The sequence below is a fragment of the Hyphomicrobium sp. CS1BSMeth3 genome (genome assembly GCF_900117415.1).
In the GTDB taxonomy this organism is placed as follows: domain Bacteria; phylum Pseudomonadota; class Alphaproteobacteria; order Rhizobiales; family Hyphomicrobiaceae.
This window is the reverse complement of sequence record NZ_FPEI01000005.1, coordinates 455,096-479,354: the sequence shown is the minus strand read 5'-3', so window position 1 is coordinate 479,354 and position 24,259 is coordinate 455,096. Positions and strand designations below refer to the sequence as shown.

General features: G+C 65.3%; 26 protein-coding genes and 1 pseudogene. 16 read left to right on the top strand and 11 right to left on the bottom strand.

The genetic code is table 11. The features are described from left to right. The first annotated feature begins 78 nt into the window (after positions 1-78). Complete coding sequence (locus tag CS1BSM3_RS11425; protein ID WP_072387221.1) at positions 79-456, top strand: RidA family protein; 378 nt, start codon at positions 79-81, stop codon at positions 454-456. Positions 457-465: 9 nt separating this feature from the next. Here CS1BSM3_RS11425 and CS1BSM3_RS11420 read toward each other — a convergent pair whose 3' ends face one another. Together CS1BSM3_RS11420 and CS1BSM3_RS11415 are read right to left on the bottom strand one after the other, a co-directional pair. After that, positions 466-1,296 carry a hypothetical protein gene (locus CS1BSM3_RS11420; protein WP_072387220.1) on the bottom strand — a complete coding sequence of 277 codons (831 nt, stop codon included), beginning with the start codon at positions 1,294-1,296 and terminating at the stop codon, positions 466-468. Positions 1,297-1,516: 220 nt separating this feature from the next. Beyond that, a complete protein-coding gene (locus CS1BSM3_RS11415) occupies positions 1,517-2,260 on the bottom strand; it encodes an arginyltransferase (protein WP_072387219.1) in 744 nt (247 codons plus the stop codon). Positions 2,261-2,383: 123 nt separating this feature from the next. On the opposite strand from CS1BSM3_RS11415, the gene CS1BSM3_RS11410 reads away from it, so the two are divergent. After that, complete coding sequence (locus tag CS1BSM3_RS11410; RefSeq protein ID WP_072387218.1) at positions 2,384-2,848, top strand: DNA polymerase III subunit chi; 465 nt, start codon at positions 2,384-2,386, stop codon at positions 2,846-2,848. A 16-nt stretch (positions 2,849-2,864) separates the two neighbouring features. Here the strand turns inward: CS1BSM3_RS11410 and CS1BSM3_RS11405 are convergent, their stop codons facing one another. From CS1BSM3_RS11405 to CS1BSM3_RS11385, 5 genes are all read right to left on the bottom strand, one after another. After that, positions 2,865-3,407, bottom strand: a complete 543-nt coding sequence (locus tag CS1BSM3_RS11405; RefSeq protein WP_072387217.1) for a hypothetical protein — start codon at positions 3,405-3,407, stop codon at positions 2,865-2,867. 157 nt (positions 3,408-3,564) lie between these two features. Beyond that, positions 3,565-4,062, bottom strand: coding sequence for a hypothetical protein (locus CS1BSM3_RS11400; protein WP_072387216.1), 498 nt, complete (start codon positions 4,060-4,062; stop codon positions 3,565-3,567). 70 nt (positions 4,063-4,132) lie between these two features. Beyond that, complete coding sequence (lspA, locus tag CS1BSM3_RS11395; protein WP_083528520.1) at positions 4,133-4,690, bottom strand: signal peptidase II; 558 nt, start codon at positions 4,688-4,690, stop codon at positions 4,133-4,135. Then, entirely contained in the window at positions 4,687-7,707 is a 3,021-nt protein-coding gene (ileS, locus tag CS1BSM3_RS11390) for an isoleucine--tRNA ligase (protein ID WP_072387215.1), read from the bottom strand. Before ileS ends, lspA begins: the two co-directional genes overlap by 4 nt. Positions 7,708-8,014: 307 nt before the next feature. After that, on the bottom strand, positions 8,015-8,764 hold the full coding sequence (locus tag CS1BSM3_RS11385; protein WP_072387214.1) for an SDR family NAD(P)-dependent oxidoreductase: 750 nt from the start codon (positions 8,762-8,764) through the stop codon (positions 8,015-8,017). A 244-nt stretch (positions 8,765-9,008) separates the two neighbouring features. Here CS1BSM3_RS11385 and CS1BSM3_RS11380 point away from each other — a divergent pair, with 244 nt between their 5' ends. Together CS1BSM3_RS11380 and CS1BSM3_RS11375 are read left to right on the top strand one after the other, a co-directional pair. After that, positions 9,009-10,277 (top strand): tetratricopeptide repeat protein, encoded by a 1,269-nt coding sequence (locus CS1BSM3_RS11380; RefSeq protein ID WP_072387213.1) that lies wholly within the window; start codon positions 9,009-9,011, stop codon positions 10,275-10,277. Next, positions 10,274-12,058: a tetratricopeptide repeat protein gene (locus CS1BSM3_RS11375; RefSeq protein ID WP_072387212.1), complete on the top strand. Its 1,785-nt coding sequence runs from the start codon at positions 10,274-10,276 to the stop codon at positions 12,056-12,058. Before CS1BSM3_RS11380 ends, CS1BSM3_RS11375 begins: the two co-directional genes overlap by 4 nt. 146 nt (positions 12,059-12,204) lie before the next feature. Here CS1BSM3_RS11375 and CS1BSM3_RS11370 read toward each other — a convergent pair whose 3' ends face one another. Continuing rightward, on the bottom strand, positions 12,205-13,008 hold the full coding sequence (locus tag CS1BSM3_RS11370) for a helix-turn-helix domain-containing protein (protein WP_072387211.1): 804 nt from the start codon (positions 13,006-13,008) through the stop codon (positions 12,205-12,207). A 159-nt stretch (positions 13,009-13,167) separates the two neighbouring features. Between CS1BSM3_RS11370 and CS1BSM3_RS11365 the strand changes: the two genes are divergently transcribed. Then, positions 13,168-14,043 carry a DUF4846 domain-containing protein gene (locus CS1BSM3_RS11365; protein ID WP_244540481.1) on the top strand — a complete coding sequence of 292 codons (876 nt, stop codon included), beginning with the start codon at positions 13,168-13,170 and terminating at the stop codon, positions 14,041-14,043. 11 nt (positions 14,044-14,054) lie between these two features. Here CS1BSM3_RS11365 and CS1BSM3_RS11360 read toward each other — a convergent pair whose 3' ends face one another. Further along, positions 14,055-14,441, bottom strand: coding sequence for a hypothetical protein (locus CS1BSM3_RS11360; RefSeq protein WP_174263676.1), 387 nt, complete (start codon positions 14,439-14,441; stop codon positions 14,055-14,057). Positions 14,442-14,515: 74 nt separating this feature from the next. On the opposite strand from CS1BSM3_RS11360, the gene CS1BSM3_RS28250 reads away from it, so the two are divergent. The 8 genes and pseudogenes from CS1BSM3_RS28250 (at position 14,516) to CS1BSM3_RS11320 (ending at position 19,431) form a co-directional block, all read left to right on the top strand. After that, entirely contained in the window at positions 14,516-14,887 is a 372-nt protein-coding gene (locus tag CS1BSM3_RS28250; protein ID WP_072387208.1) for a YciI family protein, read from the top strand. Beyond that, a complete protein-coding gene (locus CS1BSM3_RS11350) occupies positions 14,884-16,167 on the top strand; it encodes an RNA polymerase sigma factor (protein ID WP_072387207.1) in 1,284 nt (427 codons plus the stop codon). Before CS1BSM3_RS28250 ends, CS1BSM3_RS11350 begins: the two co-directional genes overlap by 4 nt. Positions 16,168-16,253: 86 nt before the next feature. Then, a complete protein-coding gene (locus CS1BSM3_RS11345; RefSeq protein ID WP_072387206.1) occupies positions 16,254-16,682 on the top strand; it encodes a VOC family protein in 429 nt (142 codons plus the stop codon). A 37-nt stretch (positions 16,683-16,719) separates the two neighbouring features. After that, positions 16,720-17,071 (top strand): annotated as a pseudogene (locus tag CS1BSM3_RS11340) (DUF1428 domain-containing protein). 52 nt (positions 17,072-17,123) lie between these two features. Beyond that, positions 17,124-17,543: a VOC family protein gene (locus CS1BSM3_RS11335; protein ID WP_072387205.1), complete on the top strand. Its 420-nt coding sequence runs from the start codon at positions 17,124-17,126 to the stop codon at positions 17,541-17,543. A 3-nt stretch (positions 17,544-17,546) separates the two neighbouring features. After that, the gene (locus tag CS1BSM3_RS11330) at positions 17,547-18,032 is read left to right on the top strand and encodes a VOC family protein (protein ID WP_072387204.1); all 486 of its coding nucleotides are present in this window, start codon (positions 17,547-17,549) and stop codon (positions 18,030-18,032) included. 22 nt (positions 18,033-18,054) lie between these two features. After that, positions 18,055-18,324, top strand: a complete 270-nt coding sequence (locus CS1BSM3_RS11325; protein ID WP_072387203.1) for a MoaD/ThiS family protein — start codon at positions 18,055-18,057, stop codon at positions 18,322-18,324. Between the two features lie 6 nt (positions 18,325-18,330). After that, complete coding sequence (locus tag CS1BSM3_RS11320; protein WP_072387202.1) at positions 18,331-19,431, top strand: WD40/YVTN/BNR-like repeat-containing protein; 1,101 nt, start codon at positions 18,331-18,333, stop codon at positions 19,429-19,431. A 133-nt stretch (positions 19,432-19,564) separates the two neighbouring features. Here the strand turns inward: CS1BSM3_RS11320 and CS1BSM3_RS11315 are convergent, their stop codons facing one another. Beyond that, positions 19,565-20,716, bottom strand: coding sequence for an acyl-CoA dehydrogenase family protein (locus CS1BSM3_RS11315; protein WP_072387201.1), 1,152 nt, complete (start codon positions 20,714-20,716; stop codon positions 19,565-19,567). 118 nt (positions 20,717-20,834) lie between these two features. Between CS1BSM3_RS11315 and CS1BSM3_RS11310 the strand changes: the two genes are divergently transcribed. Together CS1BSM3_RS11310 and CS1BSM3_RS11305 are read left to right on the top strand one after the other, a co-directional pair. Further along, on the top strand, positions 20,835-21,458 hold the full coding sequence (locus tag CS1BSM3_RS11310) for a tetratricopeptide repeat protein (protein ID WP_143149174.1): 624 nt from the start codon (positions 20,835-20,837) through the stop codon (positions 21,456-21,458). A gap of 91 nt (positions 21,459-21,549) precedes the next feature. Next, the gene (locus CS1BSM3_RS11305; protein ID WP_072387199.1) at positions 21,550-22,413 is read left to right on the top strand and encodes a fumarylacetoacetate hydrolase family protein; all 864 of its coding nucleotides are present in this window, start codon (positions 21,550-21,552) and stop codon (positions 22,411-22,413) included. 82 nt (positions 22,414-22,495) lie between these two features. Here CS1BSM3_RS11305 and CS1BSM3_RS11300 read toward each other — a convergent pair whose 3' ends face one another. After that, the gene (locus CS1BSM3_RS11300) at positions 22,496-23,041 is read right to left on the bottom strand and encodes a transcription termination/antitermination protein NusG (protein ID WP_072387198.1); all 546 of its coding nucleotides are present in this window, start codon (positions 23,039-23,041) and stop codon (positions 22,496-22,498) included. 394 nt (positions 23,042-23,435) lie between these two features. On the opposite strand from CS1BSM3_RS11300, the gene CS1BSM3_RS11295 reads away from it, so the two are divergent. After that, the gene (locus CS1BSM3_RS11295; protein ID WP_072387197.1) at positions 23,436-24,245 is read left to right on the top strand and encodes a polysaccharide biosynthesis/export family protein; all 810 of its coding nucleotides are present in this window, start codon (positions 23,436-23,438) and stop codon (positions 24,243-24,245) included. Positions 24,246-24,259: the final 14 nt, after the last annotated feature.

Here is a 24,259-nt window from a genome sequence, read left to right as displayed (position 1 = left end):
CGGCCAAAGATCGACTCGTGCCTGCAGAGCGCTATAGTCCGCAGATGCAGATCCGCAGTGCATCGGGAGGAGACGGCAATGATCCAGCGCATCATGGTTCCGGGCATCATGACTCCGGTCAGCCACTACTGCCACGTCGTCAGGGCGGGCAATCTCGTCTGGGTCTCCGGTGTCGTCGGCATGGAGGCCAATGGCCATATCCCGCCGGACACGGTCTCTCAGTTCGATATCGCCATGGATGTCATGGACGAGTGCCTCAAGGCGGCGGGTGCCGGTCCGGAGCACGTGACGAAAGTGCAGGTCTTCATGACCGACATCAGCGAGCGGGCGTCCATCAATCCGCGCCGCATTGCCTATTTCGGTGAGCATCTGCCGGCCTCGACGCTGGTCGAAGTGAAGGGGCTCGTCGATCCGCGCATGAAGGTCGAGATCGAGTGCCAGGCCGTGGTCGGCTGAGACGCCGCGTCAGCGCGAGCGACGTTTGAAGAGTGCGCGCCCCTGCTTGGCTGCAATGAGCATGAGATTCCATGCCACGCAGACGGCCAGCGCAAGCGAGAGGGAAAGCGCTGGTCCCCAGACGGCGACGGTCGCGGCAACGAGCGCGACCGCCGAGAACATTCCGATAAGGCCACCGATGGAGTGCGCGAGCAGTGCCGCTGTCGCTGGGCCGCCGATGCGTCCGTGAAGGACGACGATGAGGCTCGTCGTTATTGTCGGCATGATCGAGAGGATGCCGGTGAGCTGAGTCGGCAGGAATGGGCTCAGCGCGTTGACGATACCGACGACGATCGTCACGAGCAGCACGCGAACCACGAGATCCGACCACCTGCGCTCACCGGCCTTCAGCGGTATGGCGTCCGTGAAGCGCGGCGCGAGCAGGGTGGCGACGGCGAAGATCGGAACACCGAACAGAAGCGCCTCGATCAGGGACCAGTCATGAAACTGGATGAGCACGGCACAAACGATCCAGGCAGCAAGTCCGGCCAATAGGCTCAGCGGCATCGAGTGGCCGGCGCGTGCGAACAGCCCGTAGATCAGAAGGTAGATGGGCGTGACCCCGAGGGCAGCCACGGATGCGACGGCGGCGCGCGCGAGAAACTCTGGCGGATGGTCGAGTGCCAGGAACAGATAGACGGGCCCGGTATAGACGGGTAGCGAAGCTACCATGGCGCCGAAGAACGGGCCGACGCGCTCGGAGATCAACGATACAAGGACAATGAAGACGGCAACCGAGACCATCCGCACCGCAAGTTGCGCGATTGGCAGATCCGCCAATGCCGCCAAGACTTCCGTCATTCGATCCCGTCCCGCTGCGTGCGGTGGCGCCGTTTCGTCGGCACCGCCACGCGCAACTGCGCCTTCTCCCAGCCGCGCGTTGGCGGCGACGGCGTTCCTCGGCGGGGCGACAAGGTCGTCCGCACGTAACGCCTGATCTTTCTTGTGGTGTGGTGTCGCTAACGAGGGCTTTGATACAACGCGCGCCTGAGAACCCGTATGGGCCGCGCCGTGCGGACGGTCAAGCCCGCGTCCAGCCCTCGGCGCCTAGGCGCTCCTGCGGCACGAAGCGGGACTTGTAGCTCATTTTGCGTGAGCCCTCGATCCAATAGCCGAGATAGAGGTACGGCAGCCCGAGACGGCGCGCATACTCGATATGCTCGAGGATCATGTGCGTGCCGATGCTGCGGGCGTCGTCTTCGGGATCGTAGAAGCTGTAGACCATCGAAATGCCGTCGGAGAGCTGGTCGCAAAGCGCGACGGCCTTGAGCGGTGCGCTCTCGGCACGATGCAGGTGCGGCTTGTCCGGTCCGACGCGATACTCGGTGAGGAAGGTGTCGACGATCGAGTCCTCGACCATCATGGCGTAGTCGAGCACGCTCATGTCGGCCATGCCGCCGTCGCCGTGGCGAGCATCGATGTAGCTGCGGAAGAGGCTGAAGTGCTCCGACGTCGCGACGGCCTGAATGCGCCGCGCCTTGAGGTCGCGATTGCGCTCCTGGATACGCCGGAAGTTGCGACCGGGCTCGAATTCGTTCACGAGCACGCGCACGGACACGCACGCCTGACAGCCCTCGCAGTAGGGCATGTAGGCGATGTTCTGGCTGCGCCGGAAGCCGCCCTTGAGCAGGTTGTCGATGAGGACGCGCGGCTTGTCGTGCGTGAGATGGGTGAAGAGCTTGCGCTCTGCCCGCCCCGGCAGGTAGGGACAGGCCTGCGGAGCAGTCACGTAGAACTCGGGAAACTGCTTTTGTTGTTCCGTCACCTAGCGCCGCCCTCTGATCGGTCCGCACGGGCGTTAGCATACGTGAGCGCGCCCAGCGGTTTCAAGCGACACGCAAGATCGCAGGTTTCTGATACAAAGCGTTAAGGGGCAGGCATCGGGCGCATGGCCGAAACGACGACCACGGAAGTGCTCTTCTATCACCTCGAGCGCCAGCCGCTTGAGCGGGTGTTGCCGAGCCTGCTTCAGCGAACGCTGGAGCGAGGATGGCGCGCGGTCGTGCAGGTCGGCAACTCGGAACGTCTCGAAGCGCTGGATGCGCATCTGTGGACGTTCGCCGACGATAGCTTCCTGCCACATGGTACGGCCAAGGATGGTCCGCCTGATCGCCAGCCGATCCTGCTTACGCTCGACCAGGAGAATGCCAACGGCGCCGGTGTCCGCTTCCTGCTCGATGGGGCCGACATGGAGGCCTATGCGGGCTACGTGCGTATCGTCGTGATCTTCGACGGGCGCGACGAGGAGGCTGTCGCCGCCGCGCGGGCTCAGTGGCAGAGGGTCAAGGCGCAGGGATGCAAAGCGACCTACTGGCGCCAGAGCGATGCCGGCCGCTGGGAGCAGAAAGCCTGAAGCGCGTGGGATGCACTCAGTGGCGGGTGCCGAGGGGCATGGGCCAGTAGTCCGCCGGCGTGAGGACGCGCGGCTTCGGCTCCACGACGTCGGCCATGGTGCGCAGCACGGCGGCCATGGCATGGCCGTTCGCCGTCCTGTAGGCCGTGGCGATGGGCTGCCAGACGTCTGGCGTCGTAGCGGCTTGCGCCGCCGGTTGCCAAGGCCACTGGGCCGGCTGCGCGGCGGCCTGGAGCCACATTTGCTGCCACATAGCAAAGGGATTGCCGGCGGCGGTTTGGGTCTTCGGCAGCCAGGGAAAGAGTGCGTCGGATGCCACCGGCATCGCGGGCAGCACAGTGGCCTGTGGCCAGTACGGAGGCCAGACCCCGAACGGGACGATCGAACGCGACTGCTGGGGAGGCATCCACCAGGGTGATGCGGTCGAGGTGGGCGTGCGCGCGGGCGCGTTGTCCAAAAGGCTCGTCCACAGCTCGGTGGTTGCGCGCATCATCTGGAGCGAGCTGTCGACCCACATGCGGGCGAAGGCAGCTGGAATATCGAAGGGACGCGCACTCATGGGGAGCCTCGCAGCGCTATGCTGGCATATCACGCGCAATATAAACGTAATTTTGCATTGCAGCAACTGCAATTTTTGCAGTGCAAAATGAAGCGCGAGCAGAGACCGGCGTCGAGGCAGATCCGAGGGTTAGGCCGAAACCTGAGGGGCCTGCCGGTCAGGGCTTCGGCACGTCCTCTTTCGGCGGGCCGTCGCCGCCGAACCAGCCGCCGCTGATCACACTGAAGATCGAGCCGCACGTACCCTGCGGACCGCTCCTGCCGCCGAAATCGTTGTCCTTGGCCCGCTCCTTCCAGTTGCCATCGCGGCAGTACTGGTCGTGCTCCGTCTTCTTCCGGGCCGCGGAGGCGACCCGCTGCTGGTCCGGATCCTTCGGCCATGCCGGGTCGGCGCTTGCGGCCGCCGCAGCCGGAGCGGGCGTCTCGCCGGGCTCCGGCAGACGCTGGGTGCTCGGCGGCATGACGAGCGGGGCCCGCGGCGCCACTTTGGGCTCTTCCCTCTTGGAGAGCGCCGCCGTGCTAAGGCCCACCGCGTCGAGCAGCGGGCTGTTGACCTCGACGCCGTCCGCGCAACCGCCCAGGAGTGCGGCGCCCGAAATGACGGCCGCAAGTCCCACTCGGATGCGACGGCTGATGCGTGCAGATTTGCCGGCCATACCTTGCCACCCCTGTCTTGCCTTCTGCGGCCCATCCCCCGGGCGCGTCAGACGGCGGAATGCCTATTAGTTATGAGCCCTTTGCGGCCTCATTGCGACTCGGCTTGAACGAGTCGTATAGCAGCCCCACCACGCCGGCGACAATGGCCACGTCGGCAGGGTTGAATACGTACCAGCTCCAACCATACGCGTGGAAGTGGAAGAAGTCGGCAACGCCACCGAGGACGACCCGGTCGAGCGCATTTCCGAGCGCCCCACCGATGATCAGCCCGAGCGATGCAGCAATCAGCGGCCCGACGCCGCCGCGCACGAGCCAGATCCAGAGCCCGATCGAGGTCAGCAGCGCGAATCCGGCGAGTGCCCACTGTCCGCCATGTCCGTCCTGGGCCAGCATGCCATAGCTGATCCCCTTGTTGATGACGAACACGAGCTCGAAGAACGGCGTGATCTGTACAGGCTGTTGCGTGGCGATGTCATAGACGTTGAGCATCCACCACTTGTAGGCTTGGTCGATCACGAAACTTGCGAGCAGCAGCGAGAACCCGAGCGGCGCGTGCCCACCCCAGAGCCAGCCACTGCGCCGGCTGAGGTTATTGGCTGGTGCCGCTCGCTCCTCGAGTTCGCTCATGCCGCATCCAGCTCGCGCATTGCGGCGGCATCACGGGCGGAGAGGTCGGGATAGGCTGGATCGCTCCCGACATCCGTTGTGATCCGCCAGGAGCGCGCGCACTTCCGGCCCTCGGCGCGAGCCGGGACGACGGCCACGCCCGAGACCTCCGGCAGCGTGAAGGCGCCGTCCAGTGCCGGCGTATCGACCACCTTGATGCTCGATGTGATGCAGACCTCGGCGAAGTCGACGCCTGAGAGTGCAGCGGCGAGCTCGCTGTTCGTCACGTGGACCACCGGCGCCGCTTCGAGGCTCGATCCGATCCGCTTCGCTGCCCGCTCGATCTCGAGCGCCCCAGTGACCACCGAACGCACACGCCTGATGCGCTCCCACTTCTGGGCGAGGGCTTCGTCGCGCCAATCGGCGGGTGCCGCCTTGAACGTTTCGAGGTGCACCGAGCTGTCCTCGCTCGGATAGCGCATGAGCCAAGCTTCCTCGGACGTGAAGACGAGGATCGGCGCGATCCATGTCGTCACGCACTGGAAGATATGCTCGACGCAGGTGAGCGCCGCGCGCCGGCGGATGCTCGAAGGCGCATCGCAGTAGAGAGCGTCCTTGCGCACGTCGAAATAGAAGGCCGAAAGCTCGGTATTCATGAACTGCGCGAGTGCCGAGACGACGCGCTTGTAGTCGTACTCGGCATAGGCCTTGCGGACGATCGGCTCCAGCGCAGCGAGCTGGTGGAGCATGTAGCGCTCGAGCTCCGGCATGTCGGCCGGTGCCACTTCCTGCGCCGCATCGTGATGCGCGAGCGTGCCGAGCATCCAGCGCAAGGTGTTGCGCATCTTGCGATAGGTCTCGACGAAGTTCTTCAGGATCTCCGGCCCAATGCGCAGGTCGTCCGAGTAGTCCGAGGCCGCCACCCAAAGGCGCAGGATGTCCGCGCCCGAGGTCTTGATGACGTCCTGTGGCGCCGTCACGTTGCCGACGGACTTCGACATCTTCTGCCCCTTTTCGTCGAGGCAGAAACCGTGCGTCAGCACCACGTCGAAAGGCGCGCGGCCGCGCGTGCCTGAGGATTCGATCAGCGAGGAATGGAACCAGCCGCGATGCTGGTCCGAGCCCTCGAGATACATCACGCGATCACGCCCGCCGTCGACCTGCCGCTCGATGCCCATGAGGCTCGGGAAATGCGGATCATTGAGGACGTAGCTGTGCGTGCTACCTGAATCGAACCAGACATCGAGCACGTCGTTGACTTTCTCGAAGTCGGTCGGATTGTGGTCGGGCTTCAGGAAGCGCGCGCCGTCGGTATCCGAGAACCACGCGTCCGCGCCCTCGGCATACATGGCGTCATAGATGCGCTGGTTGACCTTGGCATCGACCAGCACCTCGCCGTCGCTCTTGCGCACGAACACGGTGATCGGCACGCCCCAGGCGCGCTGGCGCGAGATGACCCAGTCGGGCTTGGCTTCGATCATGCCCGTGATGCGGTTCTCGCCCGACTTCGGCACCCACTCCGTATCGCGGATCGACTGCAGCGAGACCTCGCGCAGTGTCTTCGGGATCGGCTGATTGTGATCTGTGCCACTGGCCGAAGCTGTCTTCGCGCGCAACTCGCGCGAGATCTTCTCGAGGAAGGGGATCTCCTTATCCATGTGGATGAACCACTGGGGTGTATTGCGGAAGATCACCGGCTTCTTCGAGCGCCAGGAGTGCGGATACTGGTGCTTCAGGCGCCCGCGCGCGAGCAGCATCCCGGCCTTCACCAGCGCGTCGATGACGGCCTGGTTGGCATCGCCCTTCTCGCCCTTGTCGGTGATGACGCGCTTGCCCTCGAAGCCCGGCGCATCCTTCGTAAAGGCGCCGTTCTCGTCGACTGTGTAGGGGATCGCCGGATCGACGTCGCGCGATTGCAGGAGGCGCGTTGAGGCTGTCCAGATGTCGAAGTCCTCGCGGCCGTGGCCCGGCGCCGTGTGCACGAAGCCGGTGCCCGCGTCGTCCGTGACATGATCGCCGTCGAGGAGGGGCACGTTGAACTGGTAACCGCCGAGACCTGCATCGCGGAGCGGATGGGCGCAGACGACATTCGCGAGGTCCGATGCGCTGACGGTCGCACGCTTCTCGTAAGCCTCGACCTTCGCGGCCTTCATGGCGTCGGCCGCAAGCTTGTCTGCGAGGACGAGCTTGTCGCCGGCCTTGGCCCAGTTGCCTTCGGGCGATGCCGTGACCTCGTAGAGGCCGTACTCGATCTTCGAGTGGAACGAGATGGCGCGGTTGCCGGGGATCGTCCACGGGGTCGTCGTCCAGATGACGACGGCGCTTCCAGTGGGCAGGTTCCCCTTCACCACCGGAAACTTCACCCACACCATGTCCGACTGATAGTCCTGATACTCGACCTCGGCCTCGGCGAGCGCGGTCTTCTCGACGACCGACCACATGACGGGCTTCGAGCCGCGATAGAGCTGGCCCGTCTCGGCGAACTTCATGAGCTCGCGTGCGATCTGGGCTTCCGCCGGGAACGTCATGGTCGTGTAGGGATGATCCCAGTCGCCCTCGACGCCGAGGCGCTTGAACTCCTCGCGCTGCACATTGAGCCAATGCTCGGCAAAGGCGCGGCATTCGGCGCGGAATGCCTTCATCGCCGCCGGGTCCTTGAGGTTCGGCTTGGCCTTGCCCTTGGCCATGTACTCCTCCTCGATCTTCCATTCGATCGGGAGGCCGTGGCAGTCCCAGCCCGGCACGTAGTTGGAATCGTGCCCAAGCATCTGCTGCGAGCGCGTCACGAGGTCCTTGAGGATCTTGTTGAGCGCGTGGCCGATGTGGATGTTGCCGTTGGCGTAGGGCGGGCCGTCGTGGAGGACGAACTTGGCGCGGCCCTTGGCGGTCTCGCGCAGCTTGTCATAGAGGCGGATCCTCGCCCACCGCTCGAGCATCCGCGGCTCCATCTGGGGGAGCCCGGCCTTCATGGGAAAATCGGTCTTGGGCAGGAAGAGCGTTTTGCTCCAGTCGCGCGCTTGGGTCGTAGTGTCGTTCATGAGGTCAGCCTCGGGGGCTCGGACGGTCGGGAGGCGGCCTCAGTGGAGCCCGCTCCGTCTCAGATCGTAGTGGCGCCGGGCCGCGATGCGTCCGGTAAGCCTTACGTGTTGAATTGACGTGCACTTCTGGCTGGCAGACGTGCCCTGACCCGGCGCCCGGAGGCGGCCGGGACGCGAATTCGCCTGGAACGGCATATGGACGCGCGAAGCACCATGATGCGCTTCTCTTAGCGGCCCGGTGGAGCGCTTTCAACTGCGACCCGTGTGCGGCCGAGAGCCATAGGCCCTCGGCGCGCCGTGGCCACCCTCAGAGGTAGTGCGATCCGCCATTGACCTCGATGGTCTGGCCGGTGGTGTAGGCCGCGTCCGGTTTGCACAGCATGGTGACGATATGGGCGATCTCCTCGGGGCGCCCATCGCGGCCCATGGGATTGGCGGAAGAGGCCGTCCCGCTCGGCCGGGCGCCGGCCGCGCCGCTGCGGACCGTATCGATGGCACCGGGGGCGACGACATTCACCGTGATGTTGTGGGGGGCGAGCTCGGAAGCGAGCGAGCGGGCCATGCCGATCATGCCGGCCTTGGCGGCAGAGACGTGCGTGCGCCCCGCCGTGCCCTTGAACATGGAGATGCCGCCGATGTTGACGATGCGGCCCCAGCCCCCCTTGATCATGTGCGGGGCGGCGTAGCGTGTGCACAGGAAGGCGCAATCGAGGCTGTTGGCCAGCACCTCGCGCCATTCGGCATAGGTCATCTCGACGAGGGGCGTGTTGCGGCGGATGGCGGCGTTGTTGACCAGGATGTCCACGCGCCCGAAGCGGCCGACCGCCGCCTCGATCAGGCTCTGCGCGCCGGCTTCCGTGGAAACATCGGCGATGTGGCCGATGGCCGCCGCGCCCTCGGACTTGAGCAGGGCGACGGCCTCGTCGACGCCTTCCTTGTCCTTGCGCGCGTGAATGACGACTGATGCACCCTCGCCGGCCAGCATCTTCGCCGTCGCGCGGCCGATATTGCGGGCCGAGCCCGTGACAATGGCGACCCGCCCATCGAGCGATGGCATATGACGTCCTCCCTTATAGCTATGATCCTGCGCGCTCGAGCGTGGTGCCGGCGCCATGCCCCACCATAGCGCGGCGGCTGGGTGGCGCCACACCTCAGCGCGCAAGCCACATGCGCGGCAATTCCCTTGACTATCAATGGCTATCGGTTGCGCGCACTCTGCCGCTGGTGCAACAGTGCGCGGATTGACGGCGAATCGACGAGTTCGCCACGCCCGCTGGAATTTGCCGGAGGATGGCCGTTCCATGAGTAGCGACAAGCCGGCCAAATGGGGCAGCGGGCAGCAGCGCGACACGGGGGCAAAGCCGGCATCGACAACCTCCGTGCCTGCCGTGGCCAAGCCGCGCGTCTCGGTAGTTCAGCCACAGCGCCGGTTTGATACGGGAGGGTCGTTCGGCGGCGCTGGTCGCGCGTCCACGGACCGCGATGCGCGCCTCGGACGCAGGGTGGCCATCGGCGCGCTCGCCGCCACGGTTCTCATCTTCGGATCGAACTATGCCGGGCTCTGGGAGTCCGACGGCCAGCGCGATGCGCGTCTCGAAGTCGAGCGCAAGCGCCCCGGCCCGGTGAAGGAGGCGATCGAAAAGCAGCGCATTGCCATGGAGCGGCGCGAGGCCGATCGCATCCAGTCGGAGAAGCTCGCCCGCGAGCGCGAGGCACAGCGTGAGGCCGCCGACGACGCCGCGGCTCGGCGCGCCCGCGAGGAGGCCGAGAAGAGCAAGGCCAAGGAGGAAGGTCGCCCGCCGCCAGTGCCTGCGCGGCCCAATCTGGCCGAGAGCGACTGCCAGACCTCGAAACCTCTGTCGGTGATCGTTCCGGCTTGCTCGGAGATCATCGCGAAGCACAATGACTATGCAGATCCCTATGCCGTGCGCGGCTGGGCTCTGCGCGAGCGCCAGCAGCCCGAGCGTGCGCTCACGGATTTCAATCGCGCCCTGCAGCTTCAGCCGGACAATGCGGCGACGCATTCCCAGCGGGCGCTTACCTACGTCCGTATGCGCGATTTCGATCGCGCGCTTGCCGACTACAACAGGGCCATCGAGCTGAGCCCACAGAGCGCGGGCTTCTACAACGATCGCGGCGTCGCTTACATGGACCTCAAAGACTTTGCGCGCGCTGTCGCCGATTTCGATCGGGCCATCGAGATCAATCCGCGCTATCCGCTCTCCTACAACAATCGCGCGCGGTCGGTCGTGCTCGGCCAGGGCGATCATGCGCGCGCCATCGCCGATCTCGACCGGGCGATCGAGCTCAATCCGAAATATGCGCTCGCCTTCGAGAACCGCGGGCTCAGCCATCTCGAGCTGAAGGATCTTGCCAAGGCACTGACCGACTTCAACACCGCGGTCGAGCTGAACCCGCGCTCGGCGCGTGCGCTCAATGCGCGCGGCGTCGCATACGAGCGACAGGGCAATCGCGACCAGGCCGTCGCCGACTATCGGCGCGCCCTCGATGCCGACGGGAATTTCACGGCAGCACGCGAGAATTTGACGAGGCTCGGTGAAAAATTATGACGGAGCACGATCCAAAGCCGGAGACCGGCACTGAGCCGGGCCCGTCCGCAGTCGCGAGGAGAACCGAGACGCGCCGCACGCGCTCGACGCTCGACCAGAATACGGCCGGGCTTGCCGATCGTGGCACATCGCCGGCGCGCTTTCTGATCGTTATCGGCATTGCGCTCGTCCTGCTCCTCGGCGCGACGAACGTGCTCGGCGTGTGGTCGCTGCCCGGACAGGCGGAGGCGCGCAGAGAAGCGGCGCGCAAGGCTGCTGAGCGTCAGGAAGAAGCCCGTAAGGTTGCCGAGCGCGAGGCCGCCCGCCAGCAGGAGGAAGCACGCAAGGCTGCGGAGCGGCAGGAGGCGCAGCGCCGCGAAGAGCTTCGCAAGTCAGCCGAGCGCGAGGCTGCAGCGCGCCGGGAGGACGAGAAACGCGCGGCCGAGAAGGAAGCGCGCCGGCAAAAGGCTGCAGAAGAGAAGGCAAAGGCAGACGAGGAGGCGCGCCGCCGCGAGCGGGAGACCGCAGCCCGACAGCCAGTCCCGCCGCCGTCGACCACCTTGCCGAGGGATGCGCGCCTTCCTGACCGGCCACCACCCTCGCACGCCGTTCCGCCCCGGGAGCCCGAGCCGAAGCCTTTCAAGCCGAACGAGATCATCGAGCAGGCGAAGCGCGCGCTCGAGCAGGCGACGGGCAAGCAGCTCACGGTGCCGACGTCGCCGACCTCGCCGTCATTCCCGGCTGAGCCGGCATCCCCACCTGTGGCACAGCCTGCGCCGCCAGCAAGCGGGCCCGCGGGCAAGCGCCCGAGTACGGACGACATCGTGGAGGAGATGCGGCGCAAGCTTGACCGTCTCTCTGGTAGGACCGGTGAGACGCAGACCGCCGCGCGCCAGCCGCCACCGCCTGTATCGACGCCGAACGAGTCGGGCGGCACCGCTGTCCAGCGCCCGGATCTGAGATCCACCGCATGCCGGGTCGACCGACCGTATCAGCAGGCGATCAGTGCTTGCGATGATGTCATCAAGCGCTATCCCGAGGCTGCCGAGGCCTATTTCGTGCGCGGCTGGGCCCGCAATCAGGCCCGCGAGCACGCGCGGGCAATCCCCGATCTGACACGCGCCATCGAGCTCGATCCGCGGGAGTGGCGCGCCTATGCGCAGCGCGGCTTTGCGCTCCAGTCGCAACGCTCGTTCGATCTCGCCATTGCAGACTACAACCGTGCCCTCGAAATACGTCCCGATGATGCCGCTCTCTACAACAACCGCGGCCTCTCGCGCGTGCAGATCCGGGAGTTCCCCGGTGCGCTCGCCGACTACGACAAGGCGCTCGAGATCAATCCGCGCTACGCGCTCGCGCTCTTCAATCGCGCACGGCTTCATCAGGCCCAGGGTCCGCGGCTCGATCGCGCCTTGGAGGATGTCTCGCGCGCCATCGAGGCCGATCCACGCCTCGGGGCTGCGTTGACCCTGCGCGCCGAGATCCACGTCGCCCTCGGCAATCACCGCGCGGCCATCCAGGATCTCACGCAGCTCATCGCCCTGGAGCCGCGCAACGGGCTCGCCCATATCCGCAGGGCGCGCAGTCATGTCGAGAGCGGCGCATTCGACGAGGCGATCAACGACGCGGATCGTGCGCTGGATATTTTCCGCCGTGCGCCGGAGGCATTCATCGAGCGTGGTCGCGCCTGGGAAGGCAAGGGCGATTTGCAGGCAGCCATCCGTGACTATCGCGCCGCGCTCGAGATCCAGCCGGGGCACGCGGCAGCGCAGGAGCATCTGCGGCGCGTGGGCGAGAATTAGGTGACTGCATTTTCCCCCTCCCCCCATTGTCTTCAATGGGGAGAGGGTCGGGGTGAGGGGCGGCCGCTTGCGCTGACGTTTGCGTGTGCCGCCGCCCCTCACCCTAGCCCTCTCCCCGTAAGAACGGGGAGAGGGGAGGATTTGCGCTACTTCTCGCTGAGCGGCCCGGCCATGAAGATGGCCGAGCGCTCGATTTCCTCGATCTCCGCCATGGCCGTGCCGAAGTCGGCATGATCCGGCTCCAGCGTTCCGATGCGGCGCTCGAGCTCCGAAAGGCGCTGGCGGCCCTTCAGTTTATGGAGAAAGATCGCGGATACGGCGGGCTGATAGAAGCGCTCGCGGTCGCTCTGCGTGAGGATGACGCCGCGAAGCTTGTCGCTGCCGCGCTGAAAGCGGTTGAGGGTCACGAGGCGCAGCGCCCCCTGGAAGGTCGTGAGAAGCTGCAGCATTCCCGTGTGCGGGCTGATGTACACGCCGCCGGCGTGCTGGGTCGAGGCATCGGCGCCGCGGCCGTTGGGATTCCCTTGCAACTCCAGAAACCGCAGTCGCGAGAGATCCTCGTCCCAGTCGAGTTCGTAGACGGAGCGATAGATGGCATTGCGCCGGGAGAATACGCGGCGATAGGCGAGGTAGGGGCCGAGATAGTCCTCGTAGGCCGAGAGCAGGTAGCCGCCGTAGCTCTCATCGGCACGGCCCTGCATACTGCCGTCCGAGGCACCATTGCCGACGGGGCCCCCGAGCAGCGTGTCGAGGTCGATCGATAGGCCACGTGCGACGCCGGCAACGGTCGCGTCGCGCACCGGCTGCCCGGCCAGCAGATTGCCGAGCGTGCGCTCCTTGCAGCCGGCGATCTCGGCGAGGGCCGTCCGCGTGAGGCCGCGCTTCGCCATCTCGACGCGCACGCGCCGCACGAAGGCTTCCCTCTGCGCCGATGTCAGCAGCGACGACATCGCCTCGCTCTCCCGTTCCCCGTCGGCCCCGCACCCTTGCTTCGTTCTCTGACATTGGCTCCTGACGTCACGCTGTCAATTGGGGTCATGAATATGCCAAAGCCCTGTGGCCGCGTTGCTGGTCAAGGAAAGCCCGGAGGAAACGTCAGAGGCAGGGATATGCAAGTTATCCGGCAGATGAGTGCGGCCATGCTCGTCGTCATGGCGGCGCTTGCAGGCACGAGCAGCGCGGCCCCAGCCGGGCAGTATGCCTGGCGATCCGAGATGCCTGCCGAGAGCGACCGGCTCGGCCGACGCTTCGTGCCGCCGGAGGGATTTGTGCGCATTCCGGTGCCGGAGGGGAGCTTTGCCGCGTGGCTGCGCGGCTTGCCGCTGAAGCCCGATGGCACACCCGTCCTTCTCCACACGGGCGCACCGAAGTGGCGCCAGGACGTCCATGCCGCGGTGATCGACATCGATACCGGCATGCGTGACCTCCAGCAGTGTGCGGATGCGGTCATGCGGCTCAGGGCCGAGTGGCAATTCGCGCGCGGGGAGACCCGGCGCATTGCCTTCAATGACACGGGCGGAAGCAAGCCCATGTCCTTCAGCCGCTGGGCAGCCGGCGAGCGCCCACGCGCGGAGGGACGCGCCCTCGTCTGGGCCAAGCGGTCGCCGCCCGATGCGAGCTATGCCTCGTTCCGACGCTACATGGACACGGTCTTCACGTGGGCGGGCACGCATTCACTGGAGCGCGAGCTGCTTCCCGTGCGGGATGGCCGCGTCGAGATTGGCGATGTGATCATCAAGGGCGGCTTCCCCGGCCATGCCGTGCTGGTCGCCGACGTCGCCGAGCATCCGACGACAGGCGAGCGCCGCTTCCTGCTCATTCAGAGCTTCATGCCGGCGCAGGACATGCATGTTCTCAAGGGCCGCGACACGCCGGACGGCTCGCCCTGGTTTCGTCTGGGGCCTGATCAGCCGTTCGTCACGCCGGAGTGGATTTTTCCGCCGGGCAGCCTCAGGCGCTGGCCCACGGGAACCGGTCAGGGATGAGCGCGTCCCTGTCAGTAGAAGAGCAGGATGGCGGCTGCGCCCATGGCAAGGCCGACGAGCCCGATGCCCCGGATGGAGCGGAAGGCGACCTCACGGAAGAGCTCCGGAACCGTCCGCCAGGGCAACTGCCACAGCCAGCCGAGGATGAAGCCTACAATCAGGCCGATCCCCAGCGACAGGAGGTCCAGGCCGGGCAGGCTGGAGGTCGCAGAAGGCGCTACTGCCGCAGCAGCGGATGGGTCGACAAGAACCGGCCCGCCGGGAGGTCCCGGCAGGATGACCGCATAGGTAATCGCGGCGATCGCCAGCAGTATGAGAATGCGCGCCATGCTCGAGCCTAGGCCGACGATGGCAAATATCCGGTTAACTGCTTGGCGGATCAGTCGTTTGGTCCGCACGCAAAATTTGGTGGCGGCTGTCGGCCGCGCCTGCTCTCGTTCGTCCTTGAAGCGTGATCACATGGAGATGCCCGATGCAGTACGCCATCCTCTGCTACCACGACGAGAACGTGGTCTGTGCTTGGACCAAGGAGCAGGACGCCGCCGTGATGGCGAAGCTGTCGGTCGTGCACGAGAAGGTTGCGCGCCAGGGCAAGCTCGGGCCGGTCGCGCGCCTCCTGCCGACGACGGCCGCGACGACGCTCAGGAAGGATCGCGAGCCGCCGATCGTCATCGACGGGCCATTTGCCGAGACCAAGGAGCAGCTTCTCGGGTTCTACATCGTCGATGCCGAGAACCTGGACGAGGTGCTCGCCGTTGCGCGCGAGCTGGCCGAGGCCAATCCGGGCGGTGCCTACGAGATCCGGCCGGTCGGTACCTTCAAAGACGGAAAGCAGGCGCCGTGACGGACACTCGCTGGATCAACGCCGTTCTGACGTCCGCGCGTCCCCGCGTGGTTGCGGCGCTGCTCCGCCATTTCCGCGATCTCGACATGGCCGAGGAGGCTTGCCAGGAGGCTTGCCTCAGGGCACTGCGCCTGTGGCCGACCCAGGGTCCGCCGCGCGATGCTGCGGCTTGGCTAATCATGGTCGGTCGCAATGCCGCGATCGACGCGACGCGGCGGCAGCGCCGTCTGCAGCCGCTCCCCGAGGAAGACGCGATCTCGGATCTCTCCGACAGCGAGACGCCGACGATCGAGCGCCTCGATGCATCCGACTACCGCGACGACATCCTGCGTCTTCTGTTCGTATGCTGCCACCCCGAGCTGCCGGCGACGCAGCAGATCGCACTCGCACTGCGCATCGTGTCGGGCTTGTCGGTTGCCCAGATCGCGCGCGCCTTCCTCGTGACCGATGCGGCCATGGAGCAGCGCATCACGCGCGCGAAGCGGCGGATCGGCGGTGCCAACGTGCCCTTCGAGGCGCCGGGAGCGGTCCAGCGCAGCGAGCGGATCGCCGCTGTCGCCGGCGTGCTCTACCTGCTCTTCAATGAGGGCTACACGAATGACGTGGCCGAGCAGGGCGCGCGGGCCGTACTCTGCGAGGAGGCAATCCGCCTCGGACGCCTGCTGCTTCATCTGTTCCCGGTCGAGCCCGAGATCATGGCGCTTCTGGCCTTGCTGCTCCTGCAGCACGCGCGTGCCGATGCCCGCTTCGACGATGACGGAAACACCGTGCTGCTCCCGAACCAGGATCGCAGCCGCTGGAACTCCAGTCTGATCGCGGAAGGTCTCGCGCTCGTCGACAAGGCGTTCCGCCATCGCCGGCCCGGTCCGTATCAAGTGCAGGCAGCCATTGCGGCGCTCCACGCGCGTGCTGCACGCGCCGAGGACACCGATTGGGCGCAGATTGCGCTGCTCTACGGGGCGCTCGAGCAGATGCAGCCATCGCCCGTCGTTACGCTCAACCGGGCTGTTGCCGTTTCGAAAGCCGAGGGGCCTGAAGCTGCACTCGCCATGATCGAGCCGCTTGCCGGCCAACTCGACGGCTATTTCTACTTCCACGGTGCGCGCGGCGCATTCCTGCTCGAGCTCGAGCGGATGCAGGAGGCCAAGGTCGCCTTCGATCGTGCCATCGCGCTTGCCAATACGCCGGCGGAGGCCGCGCACATACGCCTCCAGCTCGACAAGCTCGCAGGTGCGGCACGAGCTGGCGGAAAAAAGAAGGTGCCTGAGAAAAATTCTTGATCGCGGGTGTCGGCGGTCGCCGCGCCAGATCGTCCTCGGATCAAACAGAGCGCCCAACGGCAACTTTGACCAACTATGGAGGATCGATGTCCGAACAAGCGATGCCGAGTGAGGCCTGCAAGGCCGGAGAGGTCGAGATTCGGGGTGGCGTAGCGCCTTACCTTCAGCTCGACGGTGCGGCGAAAGCTGCCGAGTTCTATGCGCGTGCCTTCGGTGCCAAGGAGGTGGGGCGTGCGCCGCCCGACGAGAAGGGCCGCGATATGCACATCCACCTCTATGTGAATGGTGGCTCGCTCATGCTGTGCGATCCATTCCCGGAGCACGGCTATCCGGACGTCAAACCACAGGGCTACACGCTGCACCTGCAGGTCGAGGACGTCGATCCGGCATGGAAGCGCGCCGTCGATGCCGGCTGCGAGGTTGTCGTGCCTGTGCAGCGCATGTTCTGGGGCCACCGCTATGGCGTCCTGCGCGACCCGTTCGGTGTCATGTGGTCGATCGCCTCGGAGAAGTAGTCCGACCTCTCTTCCTTTCCGATCAAGGAGAATGCCCATGTATGTCGATGGTTACGTGCTTCCCGTTCCGATCAAGAACCTGGATGCCTACAAGGAAATGGCGTCGCTCGCCGGCAAAGTCTGGATGGATCACGGCGCGCTCTCGTTCGTCGAGTGCATCGGCGAGGATGTAAAGCCAGGTGTGCACACGTCGTTTCCGCAAGCCGTTAAGCTCGAAGAAGGCGAGACCGTCGTGTTCTCGTGGATCACCTACAAGTCGCGCGAGGATCGTGACCGCATCAACCGCCGCCGTCATGAAGGACCCGCGCCTCAAAGGCGACCCGGCGAACATGCCATTCGATGGCAAGCGGATGTTCTGGGGCGGCTTCGTCCCGATTGTCCAGCTTTGAGCGGCTTCGCGAAGTCCGGCTGATTGATCAACGCGCAAAACCCGAGGTCATCATGAGCACGAGTGTATTCGTCAATCTGCCCGTCAAGGATTTGAAGCGGACGATCGCATTCTACACGGCGCTGGGCTTCAAGTTCGACGAGCGCTTCACCAACGACGACGCAGCCGGCATGATCATCAGCGAAGGCCACAGCTATGCGATGCTGCTGACGCACAAGCACTTCAAGAGCTTCATCAAGAACGAGATCGCCGATGCGAACAAGGTGACGCAGGTGCTCGTCGCGCTGAGCTATGACTCCCGCGAGGCCGTGGACGAGATCATGCGCAAGGCCGTTGCAGCGGGCGGCAAGGATGCGCGCGAGCCGCAGGATATGGGCTTCATGTACGGTCGCGCGTTCGCCGATCCCGATGGTCACGTGTGGGAGCCATTCTGGATGGACATGAGCGCCGTTCCCGCGAAGGAAGGAGTTTGAGTTATGGCGGCCAAGCAGAAGATCACGCCGTTCCTCTGGTTCGACGACAACGCCGAGGAGGCCGTCAACTTCTATCTCTCGGTCTTCAAGGGCGGGAAGATCATCGACGTCTCGCGCTACAGCGAGGGTGGTCGCGGCAAGCCCGGCTCGGTGATGGTCATGGAGTTCGAGATCGAGGGACAGCGCTTCAGTGCCCTCAATGGCGGTCCGATTTTCAAGTTCAACGAAGCCATTTCGCTTTCGGTGAGCTGCGAAAGCCAGGCGGAGGTCGATGATCTCTGGGCGAAGCTCACGGCCGATGGCGGCGCTGAAAGTCAGTGCGGATGGCTCAAGGACAAGTACGGGCTGTCCTGGCAGATTGTGCCGAGTGCTCTTTCGCGCGTCTTCAAGGGACCGGACAAGGCGGGCGTCAAGCGCGCCATGGAAGCGATGTTCCAGATGAAGAAGCTCGACATCGCCACGCTCGAGCGCGCGTACGCCGGCAAGTAGTTCGGCAACGGAGGCAGCCGCCATGGCCCGGGTCGTCTTCACGCCGAACATCCAGCGGCACGTCGCGTGTCCCGAGGCCGAGGCGCCGGGCGCGACTGTGCGCGAGGTGCTGGATGCGGTGTTTGCGGCGAACCCGCAGGCGCGCAGCTACGTGCTGGATGATCAAGCGGCGCTGCGCCGGCACATGACGATCTTCATCGACGGCGTGATGATCTCGGATCGCAAAGATCTGGGCGATGCCGTCGGCGATCGCAGCACCATCTACGTGTTTCAAGCACTATCGGGAGGCTAGATCACGATGAGCGACGAACTTCTCGTATCGACGCGCAAAGGATTGTTCACAGTCGCACGCGAAGGCCGCGGCTGGGAGATCGCCAAGGTCGACTTCCTCGCCGACAACGTGACGCTCGCACTGAGCGATAGGCGCAGCGGCCGGAAGTACGCGGCCCTCGATCACGGCCATTTCGGCGTGAAGGTGCATCGCTCCACCGCGGATGGCTGGGAGGAGATCGCGACGCCCGCCTATCCTGAAAAGCCCGAGGGGCTCGAAGAGAACGACATGTGGGGCCGGCCGCTGCCCTGGAGCACCGTGCGTATCTGGGCGCTCGTCTCGGGAGGCGCCGATGAGCCGGGTGTTCTGTGGTGCGGGACGCTCCCCGGCGGTCTCTTCCGCTCGAAGGACGATGGCCAGAGCTGGCAGTTCGTGCGCGCACTCTGGGATCATCCTCTGCGCAAGATGTGGGCCGGCGGCGGCGCTGATCTTCCGGGTATTCACTCGATCCTGGTCGATCCGCGCAATTCAAAGCAAGTCTCGATCGCCGTTTCGACCGGCGGCATCTGGCACACCGGGGATGCGGGCGAAACGTGGACGCAGCGCGGACATGGCATGCGCGCCGAATACATGCCGCCCGAGCAGGTGAGCGAACCCAATGCGCAGGATGTTCACTGCCTCGCGCAGTGCCGGGCGGCGCCGCACCGCATGTGGGTGCAGCATCACAACGGCGTTTTCGTTTCGTCGGATGAGGGGCACAACTTCACCGAGCTGACGGACGTGAAGCCCTCGGCGTTCGGCTTTGCCGTCGTCGTGCACCCGCGTGAGCCGGATACGGCGTGGTTCGTCCCCGAGATCAAGGACGAGAAGCGCATTCCCGTCGATGGCAAGCTCGTCGTGACGCGCACGCGCGATGGCGGCAAGACATTCCAGACGCTGACGAAGGGGCTGCCGCAGTCGCACGCTTATGACGTGGTCTATCGTCATGCGCTTGCGATCGACGAGAGCGGCGATCGCCTCGCCATGGGCTCGACGACGGGCGGTCTCTGGGTGAGCGAGGATCAAGGCGAGAGCTGGGCGTGCGTCTCGCACACGCTGCCGCCGGTCTACGCCGTGCAGTTTGGGTGATCACTAGTCCCCTCTCCCCGTCCTTACGGGGAGAGGGCCAGGGTGAGGGGCGGCGACACGTGCTGACGTCGGCGTTTGCCGCTGCCCCTCATCCCGACCTTCTCCCCGTAAGAACGGGGAGAAGGGGAAGGCCTCACCTCCCCACCATCAGCGATCGCGCGACGATCTCCTTCATGATCTCGGTCGTGCCGGCGAAGATGCGATGGACGCGCGCGTCGGCAAAGGCGCGCGCGATCGGATATTCCCACATGAAGCCCGCGCCGCCGTGGAGCTGCAGGCAGATGTCGAGCACGCGCCCCTCGACTTCCGTCAGCCACCACTTCTGCATGGCGGCCGTCGGCACATCGAGCTGACCGGCGATGTGGAGCTCAAGGCACTTGTCGACGAACACGCGCGCGACCTGCACCTCGGTCGCCACCTCAGCGAGCTTGAAGCGCGAGTTCTGGAAGTCGGCGATCGGCCTTCCGAAAGCCTTGCGGTCGCGCGTATAGGCGAGCGTCCATTCCAGCGCCGCCTCCATGATCGCGACGGCTGCGAGGCCGACGATCAGGCGCTCCTGCGGCAGCTCCTGCATGAGATGGGAGAAGCCCTTGCCTTCGGCCCCAAGGACATTCGAGGGCGGCACGCGCACGTTGTCGAAGAAGAGCTCGGACGTATCCTGCGCCTTGTTGCCGATCTTCTCGAGATTGCGCCCGCGCGCGAAGCCGGGCCGATCTGCCTCGACAATCACGAGCGAGATGCCTTTGGCGCCTTCCCCTGGATCCGTCTTGGCGGCGACGATGATGACGTCCGCGAGCTGGCCATTGGTGATGTAGGTCTTCTGGCCGTTGACGATGAGCTCATTGCCCTGGCGGACCGCGGTCGTGCGAATGCCCTGCAGGTCGCTGCCTGTGCCGGGCTCCGTCATGGCGATAGCCGTGACGATCTCGCCGCGCGCCATGCGCGGGAGCAGCGAGCGCTTCTGCTCCTCGCTGCCGTAGTGCAGGATGTAGGGCGCGACGATGTCGGAATGCAGCCGGAAGCCCGGGCCGGAATAAAGACCCTTGGACATTTCCTCGATCAGGATGGCGCTCATGAGGAAGTTGGCGCCCGCGCCGCCGTATTCCTCGGGAATGCCGGTGAGCAGCAGACCGGCTTCGCCCGCCTTGCGCCAGAGCTCGCGCGGGACGATGCCGTCTTTTTCCCATTTGTCGTGGTGGGGTGCGATCTCGCGCTCGATGAAATCCTTGACGGTGGCGCGGAACATCTCGTGCTCCTCGCCGAACACGGTGCGCGGAATGGCCATGCCGGTCGTCTCCACCCTGTTATTGGTCTCTTCCGCTCAAATCTAGCGGAGTTCATCCGCGTGCGTTAGCGTTTCGGGTGACAGTCCCATGGTGGCGGTGCGCGGCAGGAGGTGAGCCATGTCGAAGCACAGACGGGAGTGCCGCTCAGCGGCGTCTTGGCTGGTGTTGGCTTTGCTGATGTTGGCCGCCGCCAATGGGGGCCTGCTGCCAGCCTGGGGCCAGTCGTCGGATGTTCCCCAGGGCTCCTCGGGCGAGGAGCGCGCCCGCGCGCTCGATGCGCTTTTCAAAGGTCTCAAGGTCGCGCGCGGGGACGACGAGGCGGACGCGGTGGTCGCGCGCATCTGGGAGGTGTGGATGCGTTCCGGGCGCGTGGACGTCGACAGGCTCATGGAGGAAGGCATCGGCTATCTCTCCGTGCGCCAGCTCGGAGCGGCTCATGATCGCTTTTCCGAGGCTATCGAGGCTGCACCCGGCTTTGCCGAAGCCTGGAACAAGCGCGCGACGGTGCTCTTCCTCATGAGCGAGCACGAGCAGTCGCTGTCGGACATCGAAAAGGTCCTGGCCATCGAGCCGCGCCACTTCGGGGCGCTCGCCGGCCGCGGCATGATCCACGCCCAGGCGGGACGCTGGAAGGAGGCACTGGACGCCTACTATCAGGCTCTGGCCGTGAACCCCTTTCTGAAGGAGCGGGCGACGATCATTCCCGAGCTCGAACGCCGTGCGGGCGAAAAGCCGCTCTAGTCGGAAGCGGGACACTCGTGCCACCTTGCGCGACCCCGTCGCCTTAGTGCATGAATGGCCAGCAAAATCTTCCAGACAGGGCGGAGACGAAATGAAACTGGTCAGCTACGAGCAGGGCGGCAAAAAGGGCTGGGGCGTGGTCGTGGAGCCGGATGCGGCCGGCGGCGGCATCATTCCGGCGGACGCCGCGCTCATCCAGAAGTACCCGACCATCCGAGCGGTCCTGGCCGCCGATGCGCTGGCCGAGGTGGCGTCGTGGGCAAAGGGCAAGACGCCGTCGCTCAAGCTCGATGCGATCCGCTATCTGCCGCCGCTGCACGATGCCGGCAAGATCATCTGCATTGGCGTGAACTACCCGAAGCGCCATCCGGTCGACGGCGATGTGCCGCCGCCCAAGGACGTCTCGCTCTTCATCAAGACGCACGACGCGCTCACCGGCCACAACGAGCCGCTCGAGTATCCCAAGGGCGAGCCAGCCAAGACCTTCGACTACGAGGGTGAGCTGGTGCTCGTGATCGGCAAGGCGGGTCGCCACATTCCCAAGGAAAAGGCGTTCGACCACATCGTCGGTTACACGATCATGAACGACGGCTCGGTGCGCGGCTGGCAGAAGCACTCGGTCGGCGCGGGCAAGAACTTCAATGCCTCGGGCGGCTGCGGACCGTGGTTCACGACGGCCGACGAGATCGCCGATGTGGGTGCGATGCAGCTCACGACCAAGCTCAACGGCGAGCAGGTGCAGTCGACCACCGTTTCCAAGATGGTGTTCGATATTCCGACGCTCATCGCGTACGTGTCGGGCTTCGCGCAGCTACAGCCGGGTGACATGGTCTCGACCGGGTCGCCGGACGGTGCCGGCGGCAGCCGCATTCCGCAGCGTTTTCTCGTGCCCGGCGACGAGCTCGAGATCTCCTGGAGCGGGCTCGGCACGCTGAAGAACAAGGTGGTTGCGTAGGTACGAGGGCCGGGGCCGGCCCCCTCTTTTGAGGGGGCGCCCGGCCAGATGCCCGGCAGCTATCGAGCCACGGCTTCAACGGCTAGAGCGGGCGCACGTGGCTCGCGACAACCTTTAGCCGGACGGTTTGGCTGAGGAGGCTCGCGAGCAGCACCAGCCGCTCGCGTTCGTCCATCTCGATGATCGTTGCAATGAGGCCGTCGAAGGCCCCGCCGTTGAGGCGAACCTGCTGCCCGACCTCGTAAGGCCTGAGCGGCTTCGCAATGACGCCGTCGACCTCGCGATCCCTCAGGGCTTGAATGAACTTTTTGTCGATGAAGGCCGGTCGGTCGCCGACGCGGATCATCGCGCGCACGCCATAGGTGGAGAGAATGGGGCGCCACATCATGAGATCGGGCATCACTTCCGCGAAGATGTAGCCCGGGAAGAGCGGACGCGTGACATCCTGCGTGCGCCGCGCGTGTCGGACGCGCTTCAGCTCCATGGGACAGTAGACGGCGAACTTCTGCCTGTTGAGGTGCTCGACGGCTATGTGCTCACGATGGGGATGCGTGTTGATCGCGATCCACCGCGTCGGGACGCCTTCGGATGAGTGAGCATCGAGGGCGGGGCCAAAACCATCGTTCATGGAGCGCTCTTAAATACGCCAACAAAAAAATCTGGACCGCCGCCACGGCCGACCATTGCTAACCCGGCCTATTCGAAGGCGCAAGCGCCACAGAGCGGCAGCATAAGTTGCTTACATGTCAAATGGGTGGCGCAAGCAGACAGGGCCCGTCCGGGAATGTGCTCATTCTGTCACATAAGCCGGATTGAATCGGCGTGCCGATCAGCAAGGCCCTTGTCCTAGCGGCCACCGCCGCGGGAATGTGCTCCAAATATGGTCGCAATGTGGCTCGCTCCGCATTCAAGATGCTGCTCGTTGTGCGCTTCTGAGTGTGTTAGCGTTCAGCCGTTGCGAACATTGGGCATTCCAAGGGCACTGGATTGTGGGGACGTGTGCCTGCGTTGGGAGTGGGGCAATGCCGATTAGTTTATTTCTCAGGGGAATTGGGGTTTTGCTCGCGCCAATTGCTATGGCGCTTGCGCTTTCCGGCTGCGGCGCCGACCTGAACGAGGCGACCATGGCCTCGGGGGCGACCGTGCCGACGGTGGCGACGGCAAGCCTGGGTGCACCACCTCCGCAGAGCGCGCCGAGCGGCGCGGAGCAGAGGAAGTCGGCGAAGCTGCTGCGGGAAGTGCGGGAGCTCGAGGTCAAGGGCACTGCGGCCGGTGGTGACGGCTACCGCATCGGCCCGCAGGATGTCCTCGAAGTATCTGTCTATCAAGCTCCTGATCTCACCAAGAGCGTGCAGGTTGCCGAGAGCGGAACGATCAACCTGCCGCTGGTCGGCGATGTGCGTGCAGGCGGCGTGACGGCGCGCGAGCTCGAGCAGGATTTGAAGAAGAGGTATGGGGTCCGATACCTCCAGAATCCGCAAGTGACCGTTTTCGTGCGCGAATACAACAGCCAGCGCGTGACGGTGGAAGGCGCGGTGAATTCGCCCGGTGTGTACCCCTACCGAGGCAAGATGTCGTTGGTGCAGCTCATCGCCACGTCGGGCGGCCTGAAGGAAGTGGCCGATGGCAGCGAGGTGATGGTCTTCCGCACCGCGACGGGCGCGCGCGAAGCCGCGCGCTTCGACGTGGACGAGATCAAAGCCGGCCGGGCGCCCGATCCTCCCGTCATGCAGGGCGACGTCGTGATCGTCGGCACGTCCGCGGCGAAGAAGCTTTATAATGACATCATGAAGGCCTTGCCGATGGTCGGCATGTTCGCGACCTTGTTGTAGAAGTGCGAAGTTAG